Genomic DNA, 9,483 nt, shown 5'->3' on the forward strand with positions numbered 1-9,483 from the left:
CGCCGGACCGGCGCATAGGCCGACGAGGCGCGGTTGATGCAGACGAGGAGCGTCGGCGGGTCGTCGGTGACGCTGCAGACGGCGGTGGCGGCAAAGCCCGCTCGGCCGCCCGGACCGTCGGTCGTGACGATCGTGACGGCGGCCCCCAGCCGGGCCATCGCGTCGCGAAACGCGAGGCGATCGACGTTGTCTCGATCGGCCGCGGGCTCGGTGGCGGCGGTTGCGGCGCTGATCATGAGGCTGTCCTTCCGAGCGAGGCATGGAACGATCCGATGGCCGCTTCGAACCAGGCGGGCTCGGTGATGTTGACCGCGTGGGCGCCGAAGTCCGAGAGCGCGAGGCGTGCGCCCGGAATGGCGTCGGCAAGGGCAAGCGATCGCGTGTAGGGGACGAGGAGGTCGTCTTTCGCCGCCACGACGAGCGTCGGCACGGCGACGTTGCCGAGCCGCGCCTCCACATCGAAGGCCCGAAGGGCCGCGATGCGCGCGAGGACCGTCTCCCGTCCCTGAAAATGCGCGATGCCGTGGGCGATCTCGGCTTCGAGGCGCGGCGCGTGTTCCGCCATCCAGACTGCCGGGTAGAGGAACAGCGGCTGCGCCCCGACGAAGGCCTCGACGCCGGCCGTCTCCAGAAGCGTGATCCGCGTGTCGAAGCAGCGGCCGGAATGAGGGTCGGCCTTGCCCCAGGCGTTCACGAGAACGAGGCTTTCGACGGGCGACCCCGGCCGGAGCGCGAGATCGAGGCCGATCAGGCCGCCGAGTGCATGGCCCATGACGTGGAAGCGCCCGGCGCCGACGGCGGCGGCGAGGTCGAGCACGTCGTCGGCCATCGCGGCGATCGAATCCTGCCCCCGGCCGCCGCTGCGGTTCGTGCCGCGGTGATCGTAGGTGACGACGCGAAAATGGCGCGCCAGCGCCTCGATCTGCGGTGCCCAGTAGGCGCCCGACCCACCGAGCCCCGAAGAGAGGATCAGCGTCGGCGCGCCGTCGTCGTTGCGCCCGTGGATGTCGTGATGCAGCGTCATCGGCGGCCGATATGCGCGACGCTCGCGATCTCGATCAGCGCGTCGGGCTTCACGAGCCCGCAGAGGATGCAGTAGCGCGCCGGCTTGTCGCCCGGAAAATACTCGGCATAGACCGCGTTGACCGCGGCGTAGTTCGCCCAGTCGGTGATGAAGATGTGGTTCATGGTCACGTCCTCCATCGTGCCGCCGGCCGTCGTGATGACCGACATGATGGTTTCGAGGACGTGCCGCGTCTGCGCGCCGGCGTCGCCGACATGCACGACGTCGTTGTTGGCGTCGAAGGGCAGAGTTCCCGAGACGTAGACGATCCCGTCGGCGAGCGTGCCGGGCGAGAACGGGGCGATCGGCTTCGGCGTGCCCTCGGGGACGACGATGGACTTCGGCATGACGGCTCCTGGATCAGATCGAGGGAGAAGGGGCGGCCTGCGAGACGGCGCCGCAGAAGTCGGCGACCGTCGAGACCCAGCCGAAGAAGGTCTCGACATTGTAGGCCGCCGCCTCCTGAATGAAGGCGGGACCGAGTTGGTGCGTGGCGTCCTCCAGCATCACCGCGAAATATTCGAGATGGAACGCGTCGCGCAGCGTGCTCTCCACGCACACGTTGGTGGCGATGCCGACGAAGACGAGGTTGCGGATGCCGCGCGCACGCAAGGTGCTGTCGAGGGTCGAGTTGAAGAAGCCGCTGTAGCGCGTCTTCGGCACCAGAAGGTCGCCTGGGCGCGGCTGGAGCGCGTCGACGATCGCATAGTCCCAGGTACCCTTGGCCAGCAGCGTGCCGGCAAGTTCCGGCCGGCGGCGCATGGTCTTCAGAGCGTTCGACTTGTGCCAGTTCGGCGACCCGGGACCGCCGGCGTCCTGGTAGTCCTTGTCCCAGCCGTTCTGCAGATAGACCACCAGGACGCCGGCGTCGCGCGCCGCCGAGAGCGCCCTGCCGATCGCACCGATCGTGCTGGCGGCGCCGGAGATGTCGAAGCCGGCGAGATCCACGTAGCCGCCGGGCGTCGCGTAGGCGTTCTGCATGTCGACCACGACGACGGCGGTCTCGTGGAGCTTCAGCGACAGCGCCTCCGGGCGGGCGGGAAGGGTGACGCTCTCGCGCGTCTGCGGCCGGGGCACGTGTCCGGCGACGGGAGGCGCGCTCATTCGGCGGCCTCGCGCTGGAAGGCCACGTGCCGGCGGGACGTCATCTGCGGCTGGATGCGGGTGCCGAACGCCTCGACGCCTTCCACGAAGTCGTCGAAGGTGAGGAGGACGCCGCCGGTGCCCGGCACGCTCGCGACCTCGTCGAGGAGCCGTGCCACCGTCTCGTAGGAGCCGACCAGCGTTCCCATGTTGATGTTCACGGCCGAGACCGGATCGGCCATCTGCCGGACGTTGGTGTCGGCGCCGGACTTCGTGTCGGCCGCGCCCTGAAGCCCGAGCCAGGCGATCGCCTCCTGGTCGGCGCCGGCCTTGTAATGCTCCCACTTGGCGCGGGCCGCCTCGTCGGTCTCGCCGGCGATGATCATGAAGAGGACGAAGGTCGAGACGTCGCGGCCCGTCTCGTCGGTCGCCGCCTTCAGCCGGTCGGTGTTGCCGGCGAAGGCCTTCGGCGTGTTGACGCCGACGCCGAAGCAGAAATTGTAGTCCGCATGGCGGGCCGAGAAGGCCATGCCCGCGTTGGACGAGCCGGCGCAGATGATCTTCACCGGCGCCTGGGGGCGCGGCGAGAGGCGGCAGTCGTCCATCTGGAAGAATTCGCCCTTGAGGTCCGACCGGCCGGTCTCCCAGAGCTCGCGCAGGATGGTCGCGTATTCCGCGAGATAGTCGTAGCGGCGGGCGAAATACTCGTCGCCCGGCCACAGGCCCATCTGCGAATATTCCGGCCGCTGCCAGCCGGTCACGAGGTTCAGCCCGAAGCGGCCATCCGAGATCGAGTCGATCGTCGAGGCCATGCGGGCGACGATGGCCGGCGGCATCACGAGCGTCGCGGCGGTCGCGAAGAGGCGGATGCGGGTCGTGACGGCGGCAAGGCCCGCCATCAGCGTGAAGCTTTCGAGATTGTGGTCCCAGAACTCGGTCTTGCCGCCGAAGCCGCGCAGCTTGATCATCGACAGCGCGAAGTCGAAGCCATGGCGCTCCGCACTCTGCACCACCGCCTTGTTCAACGCGAAGCTCGGCTTGTACTGCGGCGCGTTTTCCGAGATCAGCCAGCCGTTGTTCCCGATCGGGATGAAGACACCGATTTCCATCCGTTCTCCTGCTCCAGCAACGCGGCACCAGCACCGCCCCGGACACGCAGCAAGATGCGTGCCACTAAGTTTTTCATGTGGAGAAGCAATGGCTTGAATATGGTCGGAATGGCCCATCGCCGAACGAGACCCGAAAAACTGACCAAATGGACAAATTCGGAGGGAAGATGCCGAAAACCACGGCAACCTATGGTTATCGGATTGGCAATCAGCTTGAAGGATGTGGTCGTTCAGCCGCGCAGGCGGCTACGGGACACCGATCCGGCTGGTGCCGGATGGTGCGTCCTTCAGCAGAAACAGATGGACACGGGACCGCGGTCAGGCGTCGGGCGACCGCGCTTCCAGCGTCCTGACAGCGCAGACCACTCCGTCGAAGACGGGCACGCCGAACTGCGCGGCGAAGGCCTCGGCAAGGTCGGCCATGCCGGCGCAGCCGAGCACGACGGCCCCCGGTCGGTCCTCCGCCAGCGCGGCCGCGATCTCGGCGGCCACCGTCTCGCGTGCGGCGCTACCGGGCTCTTCTAGTGCCAGCACGGGCACCTCAGAGGCGCGCACGCGGCGGCAGAGACTGCCGAGCGCGTAGGCCCGCACGTTCTCCTCGATCACGGGAACCGAGACCGACAGCGTCGTCACCACGCTGAACGCGCGCCCTCCTTTGGCGGCGGCCCGCATCGCAGCTTCGCCGATCCCGAGGACCGGCTTCTTCGTCAACGTCCTCGCCTTCGCCAAGCCGGTATCGTCGAAGCAGGCGATCACGAAGGCGTCCGCATCTGCCTCCCGCTCGGCGATCAGCGCGAGGAGGCCGGGCTCGGCCGCCTCGCCGTCGGCCACACCCTGGATCGACGCCGGGCCCGAGTGGTTGGTGGCCGAGAGGATCGACGTGCCGGGCGAGGCGGCGGCGCGGGCCGCCGCCTCGATCTTGTGCGTCATCGAGACGGTGGCGTTGGGATTGATGAAGAGGATGCGCATGGCGAGCCTTCAGAGCGTGCCCTTGCCGGCGTCGGACGCGCCGCGCATGCGACGCGCGCGAAGGAAGAGGCCGGTGCCGAGCGTGAGGGCGATCACGAGGAAGGACACCGCCGTCGTCAGCGTGCCGAGCGCATAGATCGCCGGGTTGGTGACCGTCGTCGTCAGGCCCTGCAGTTCGAGCGGCAGGGTGTTCGGGCCGCCGATCGCCTGGGAGGTGCGGGCGATCTCGTCCCACGACAGGGTGAATCCGAAGAGCGCGACGCCGATCAGATAGGGCGCGATGATCGGCAGCACGACATGGCGGAAGGTCTGCCATGGCGTCGCGCCGAGATCGCGCGCAGCCTCCTCGTAGGCCGGGTCGAAGCGGTTGAAGACGGCGAGCATCACCAGCATGCCGAAGGGCAGCGTCCAGGTCAGGTGCGCGCCGAGCGCCGAGGTGAAGAGACCCATCGCCGACTGGTAGCTTGTCCCCCCGAGCCCGTAGGTCTTCACGAAGTCGTCGAAGATGCGAAACTCCAGCGCGATGCCGAGCGAGACGGCGATGGACGGCAGGATGAGGCTCGCGATCGCCGTGTAGAACAGGAGCGTCGAGCCGCGGAACCGCCGCCGGAAGGCGAGACCCGCGAGCACCGAGATGACGACCGTCAGGACGGTCACGACGAGACCCAGCCGGAACGAGCGCCCGAACGCGGCCCAGACGTCGACGACGCCGAGCCCCTGCCACAGAACGCCGAACCAGTGCGTCGAGACGCCGTTCATCGGGAACGTCAGGCCCCCCTGCGGCCCCTGGAAGGACAGGACGAGGACGGTCAGCGTCGGCCCGTAGAGGAACAGGACGAAGAGCGAGAAGAAGATCGCGAGCGGCCAGAAGGCACGGGAGCGTTTTTCCGACACGTCAGAGTGTCCTTCGATGATGCGGGGCGGAGGCGGGGCGAGGCTTGCTTGCCCTGCCGCGAGGAGCGGAGCGCAGTCGATGCCGACGGCATCGTCGAGCATCCGGGACGCTGCGAAGGGGGAGCAGGACCGGCCTGCCGACCCCGGCATCGTTCAAGGACACTCTAGAGTTCCTTGCGGATGTCGACGACGCGCAGGAGCGCGAAGACGATGAGGAGGACGGTGGCAAGCAGCACCACGGCGTTGGCGGCGGCGATCGGGAACTGCAGGTAGCTGATCTCGGTCTGGATCGTCTTGCCGACGGACGCGATCTGCTGGCCGCCCATCAGGCCGACCGTCACGAAGTCGCCCATGACGATCGTGAGGACGAAGATCGAACCGATCGCGATGCCGGTCTTCGACAGCGGCACGATCACGTTCCACAGAATCTGCCAGCCGGAGGCTCCGGCGTCCCGCGCCGCCTCGATCAGCGAGCGGTCGATGCGCAGCATCGAGTTGTAGATCGGCACGACCATGAAGAACGTGAAGAGATGCACGAAGGTCAGCGTCACCGAGAAGCTCGAATACAGGAGCCAGTCGATCGGCTGGTCGATCGCCCCGAGGCTCATCAGCGTCCGGTTCACCAGCCCCTCGCGGCCGAGAAGCGGGATCCACGAGATCATCCGGATGACGTTCGAGGTCCAGAACGGGATCGTGCAGATCAGGAAGAGCACCGACTGCATCGCCTTCGACCGCACCTCGAAGGCGAGGAAATAAGCGATCGTGAAGCCGATGCCGAGCGTCAGGACCCAGACCCGAAGCGCGAAGCCGAGCGTCGAGAGATAGGTGCGGAACGTCGTGCAGAGCGTCGGCAGGCGCGAGATGCAGCGGTCGAAGACGTCGGCGTAGTTCTGCAGCGTGAAGGCCGGCTGGATCTGGTAGTTGTCGTAGGTCCAGACGCTCACCATCACGATGAAGGCGAGCGGGATCACGAGGAACAGCAGGAACACCAGCGCCAGCGGCGCCGCCTGGAGATAGGGCGCGAGCCCGTTGCGATCGGTCGCGGCCATGCGGCCTCCGTGGGTGGATCGAGATCGTCACGGCACCGGGCCGCGTGGGTATGGCGGGGCTGCCGCCCTGGTCCGCACGACGGGCGAGCCGCAGGTCTCGCCCGTCCTTCGGACGGAAGGAGTGCCCGAACCCTTCTTCTCTCTTGGGACTTTTCCGATATGCGGGAGGGTCTCTGAACCTCTCGCATATCGGACATCTCTCAATAGATGAGGGGTCGAGGGGACATCATGTCCCCTGGCGGGGTGCAGGGGCAGCGCCCCTGCGACAACCGCCGCAGCCTTACGCCGCGACGAACTCGTTCCACTTGCGGACCATGTAGGCGTCCTCGTCCATCACCGCGTTCCAGCAGGCGACGGAGCCCATGCGATCAGCGAACGAGCCGCCGTCGCGCGTGTCGCCGGTCTTGGCGATGACGGCGCCCTGCGGGGAGAGGATGTCCTTCTCGGCCGGCTTGCCATCCATCCAGTAGGCCCATTCGTAAGGCTGCATGTTCGCCTTGGCGGTGGGAAGCACGGCCGCATAGTAGCCTTGGCGGTTGAGGAACGCGCCGGCCCAGCCGGAGAGGAACCAGTTGACGAACTCGTAGGCGGCGTCGAGCTTCGGGCCGTCGAGCGTGGCGGGCAGGGCGAAGCCGGAAGCCCAGGCGCGGTAGCCCTCCTTCAGCGGCTGGAAGCGGCAGTCGATGCCCTTGGCGCGCACCGCGGTGACGGCGGGCGACCACATCGACTGGATCACGGTCTCGCCCGAGGCCATGAGGTTGACGCTCTCGTTGAAGTCCGACCAGAGCGCGCGGAACTGGCCGGCTTGTTTGGCCTCGATCAGCGCGTCGATCGTCAGGTCGATCTCGTCGCGCGTCATGTTGCCCTTGTCGGGATACTTGTACTTGCCCGACGCCTCGATCGCCATCGCGGCGTCCATGATGCCGATCGACGGGATGTTGAGGATCGAGGCGCGGCCCTTGAACTCCGGGTTCAGGAGTTCCGACCAGCTCTCGATCGGGCGCTTGATGAGATCCGGGCGGATGCCGAGCGTGTCGGCGTTGTAGGTCGTCGGGATCAGCGAGATCCACTCCGTCGGCGTCGCCGAGAAGGCCTTCGACTTGTTGGCCTCGAGATAGAGCACCTTCCAGGGCGCCGTGCCCTGTCCGCCGATCGGCTTGCCGTCGATCTCACCCTTGGTGAAGACCGTCGTGATGTTGTCGAATTCCTTGATGCGCTTGGCGTCCATGCCCATCAGGTTGCCGGTCGGCACGAACTTCTTCAGCGAGAAGTACTCGGTATCGACGATGTCGAACGTGTTCGGCTGGGTGATGATGCGCTTCGTCACCTCGTCGGTGGTGACGGGCACGTACTCGATCGTGATGCCGAGATCCTCCTTCACCTTGGCGGCGATCTCGGTCGACTGGTTCACCGCCGTGCCGAGATAGCGCAGCGTCTTGGCCTCCTGCGCCCGCGCGCCGGACACGAAGGGAAAGCCGGTGACCTTGGTGGTCACGACCGCGCCGGCGGCGAAGACCGCCCCGGACTTCAGGAAGGCGCGGCGGTCGAGCCCGGTGGTCTTGGGGGTGTCGCTCATGAGGTGGTCTCCTTGGGTCGGGGGCTGGAGGCGGCGAAAGGGTCAGGCGGCTTCGAGGGCGAACTCGTCGCCGCGCGACCAGTGGACGGCACGCGTCTGGCCGAGCTCGGCCGGTGTCGCGTTGAACTGCTCTTCGGGGATCACGGCGGTGATCTCGCCGGCGTCGCCGGCATGGACGACGACGGTGACGGTGGCGCCGCCGTATTCGACGCCGCGCACCTCGCCGGAGACGGAGCGCGCGTCGGCGCTGCCCTCGCCGATGCGCACCCGGTCGGCGCGCACCGAGACGGGCCGGCCGTCGAGCTGCAGGACGTTATGGCCGCCCATGAAGCGCGCGACGAAGCCGGTGGCCGGGCGGTGGAAGACGTCCTGAGGGCTGCCCGCCTGCTCGATGCGGCCGTCCCGCATGATGACCACGAGATCGGCGAGGGCCATCGCCTCGTCCTGGCCGTGCGTGACGTGGAGGAAGGAGATGCCGAGTTCGCGCTGGAGCCGCTTCAGTTCGGTGCGCACGCGAAGGCGCAGGAACGGGTCGAGCGCCGACAGCGGCTCGTCGAGGAGAAGGATGCCGGGATCGGTGACGAGGGCTCTCGCAAGCGCCACGCGCTGCTGCTGGCCGCCGGACAGCTGCGCCGGCATGCGCGTCTCGAAGCGCGAGAGGTCGACGAGCTCCATCACCGCGCGCGCCTTGCGGTATCGCTCGTCCTTCGAGGCGCCCTTCATCTTCAGGGAGAAGGCGACGTTGTCGAGGACGGTGAGATGCGGGAAGAGCGCGTAGGACTGGAACATCATCGCCGTGCCGCGCTGGGCGGGGGCCAGGTCCGTGACGTTGTGGGCGCCGAGGATGATGTCGCCGGCCGACACGCTCTCGTGGCCTGCGATCATGCGCATCGTCGACGACTTGCCGCAGCCGGACGGCCCGAGGAAGCAGCAATAGGTGCCCGCCGGCACGCGCAGGTCGATCGCGTCCACCGCCGTCGTCGCGCCGTAGCGCTTGGTCAGTTTGACGAGTTCGAGGTCTCCAGGGGCCATGCGTCCGTCTCCGCTTCGCTCGAGGAAGGTGAAAGCAGGAAGCGTGCCACATCGCGGAACACGCTCGCGGCCTTGAGCGACGCGCCGGCCAAGCGTCGGCGACGGGTGGCGAACCGCAGGCGAATGCCCAGCAAGGATGCGGCTCGCTTCCGGGTGTGCCTAACTTGTATACAATCGATGTATCCGATCCCATTTTACGCACGGCGCGGCGGATGGCACGGTTCATGCTGGAGGAGGGACGCGGCCGCCGGTCGCCCACCTTGGAGACCTGGAGTGCCGACCGAACCCATCCCCACTCGCGGAAGCACCGCGTCCTGGCAACCGATCCACGGCGGCATTCTCGACGCCGTCGCGCGGCATCGGCTGGGTCCGGGCACGAAGCTCGTAGAAGACGAGATCGCGGAGGTCTACGGCGTCAGCCGCACGGTGGTGCGAGCGGCGCTCCAGGCGCTGGCTCGGGACGGCGTCGTGGTCCTCCAGCGCAACAAGGGCGCCCGCATCGCCAGTCCGACGCCGGGCGAGGCGCGCGAGATCTTCGAGGCGCGGGCGATCGTGGAACCGCCGCTCGCGGCCCTTGCCGCCGCGCGGATGCGGCCCGAGGATGCGCAGGCGCTGCGGGCCTCGATCGAGGCGGAACACGGCGCGATGCACGCCGACGATCCGCTCGAGTCCGTCTACCACTCCGCCGACTTCCACCGGCAGATCGCG

General features: G+C 67.8%; 11 protein-coding genes. 1 reads left to right on the top strand and 10 read right to left on the bottom strand.

All coding sequences use genetic code 11. From position 1 onward, the window contains the following. From QZ753_RS06250 to QZ753_RS06295, 10 genes are all read right to left on the bottom strand, one after another. On the bottom strand, positions 1-158 hold a 158-nt coding region (locus QZ753_RS06250), incomplete at its 3' end, for a flavin reductase (RefSeq protein ID WP_294641989.1). Positions 159-232: 74 nt separating this feature from the next. Next, a complete protein-coding gene (gene rutD, locus QZ753_RS06255; protein WP_294641970.1) occupies positions 233-1,024 on the bottom strand; it encodes a pyrimidine utilization protein D in 792 nt (263 codons plus the stop codon). Next, the gene (gene rutC / locus QZ753_RS06260; RefSeq protein WP_294641972.1) at positions 1,021-1,410 is read right to left on the bottom strand and encodes a pyrimidine utilization protein C; all 390 of its coding nucleotides are present in this window, start codon (positions 1,408-1,410) and stop codon (positions 1,021-1,023) included. Before rutC ends, rutD begins: the two co-directional genes overlap by 4 nt. A gap of 13 nt (positions 1,411-1,423) precedes the next feature. Beyond that, the gene (rutB, locus tag QZ753_RS06265; RefSeq protein ID WP_294641974.1) at positions 1,424-2,167 is read right to left on the bottom strand and encodes a pyrimidine utilization protein B; all 744 of its coding nucleotides are present in this window, start codon (positions 2,165-2,167) and stop codon (positions 1,424-1,426) included. After that, positions 2,164-3,255 carry a pyrimidine utilization protein A gene (rutA, locus tag QZ753_RS06270; RefSeq protein ID WP_294641976.1) on the bottom strand — a complete coding sequence of 364 codons (1,092 nt, stop codon included), beginning with the start codon at positions 3,253-3,255 and terminating at the stop codon, positions 2,164-2,166. The genes rutB and rutA overlap by 4 nt, the downstream gene beginning before the upstream one ends. A gap of 318 nt (positions 3,256-3,573) precedes the next feature. Then, positions 3,574-4,224 (bottom strand): aspartate/glutamate racemase family protein, encoded by a 651-nt coding sequence (locus tag QZ753_RS06275; protein WP_294641978.1) that lies wholly within the window; start codon positions 4,222-4,224, stop codon positions 3,574-3,576. Between the two features lie 9 nt (positions 4,225-4,233). Continuing rightward, the gene (locus QZ753_RS06280) at positions 4,234-5,118 is read right to left on the bottom strand and encodes an ABC transporter permease (protein WP_294641979.1); all 885 of its coding nucleotides are present in this window, start codon (positions 5,116-5,118) and stop codon (positions 4,234-4,236) included. A gap of 164 nt (positions 5,119-5,282) precedes the next feature. Further along, positions 5,283-6,167: an ABC transporter permease gene (locus QZ753_RS06285; RefSeq protein ID WP_294641981.1), complete on the bottom strand. Its 885-nt coding sequence runs from the start codon at positions 6,165-6,167 to the stop codon at positions 5,283-5,285. Positions 6,168-6,447: 280 nt separating this feature from the next. Then, entirely contained in the window at positions 6,448-7,743 is a 1,296-nt protein-coding gene (locus QZ753_RS06290) for an extracellular solute-binding protein (RefSeq protein ID WP_294641983.1), read from the bottom strand. Positions 7,744-7,785: 42 nt separating this feature from the next. Further along, entirely contained in the window at positions 7,786-8,775 is a 990-nt protein-coding gene (locus QZ753_RS06295) for an ABC transporter ATP-binding protein (protein ID WP_294641985.1), read from the bottom strand. 273 nt (positions 8,776-9,048) lie between these two features. Between QZ753_RS06295 and QZ753_RS06300 the strand changes: the two genes are divergently transcribed. Further along, a partial coding sequence (locus QZ753_RS06300; protein ID WP_294641987.1) for a GntR family transcriptional regulator occupies positions 9,049-9,483 on the top strand: 435 nt, incomplete at its 3' end.

It is taken from the genome of uncultured Aureimonas sp., from assembly GCF_913775355.1.
Lineage (GTDB): Bacteria > Pseudomonadota > Alphaproteobacteria > Rhizobiales > Rhizobiaceae > Aureimonas.

Excerpts from the sequence above, each read along its gene's own strand:
- QZ753_RS06285 (WP_294641981.1), bottom strand. The coding sequence starts at position 6,167 with ATGGCCGCGACCGATCGCAACGGGCTCGCGCCCTATCTCCAGGCGGCG.
- rutA (WP_294641976.1), bottom strand. The coding sequence starts at position 3,255 with ATGGAAATCGGTGTCTTCATCCCGATCGGGAACAACGGCTGGCTGATC.
- QZ753_RS06295 (WP_294641985.1), bottom strand. The coding sequence starts at position 8,775 with ATGGCCCCTGGAGACCTCGAACTCGTCAAACTGACCAAGCGCTACGGC.
- rutC (WP_294641972.1), bottom strand. The coding sequence starts at position 1,410 with ATGCCGAAGTCCATCGTCGTCCCCGAGGGCACGCCGAAGCCGATCGCC.
- rutB (WP_294641974.1), bottom strand. The coding sequence starts at position 2,167 with ATGAGCGCGCCTCCCGTCGCCGGACACGTGCCCCGGCCGCAGACGCGC.
- rutD (WP_294641970.1), bottom strand. The coding sequence starts at position 1,024 with ATGACGCTGCATCACGACATCCACGGGCGCAACGACGACGGCGCGCCG.
- QZ753_RS06275 (WP_294641978.1), bottom strand. The coding sequence starts at position 4,224 with ATGCGCATCCTCTTCATCAATCCCAACGCCACCGTCTCGATGACGCAC.
- QZ753_RS06290 (WP_294641983.1), bottom strand. The coding sequence starts at position 7,743 with ATGAGCGACACCCCCAAGACCACCGGGCTCGACCGCCGCGCCTTCCTG.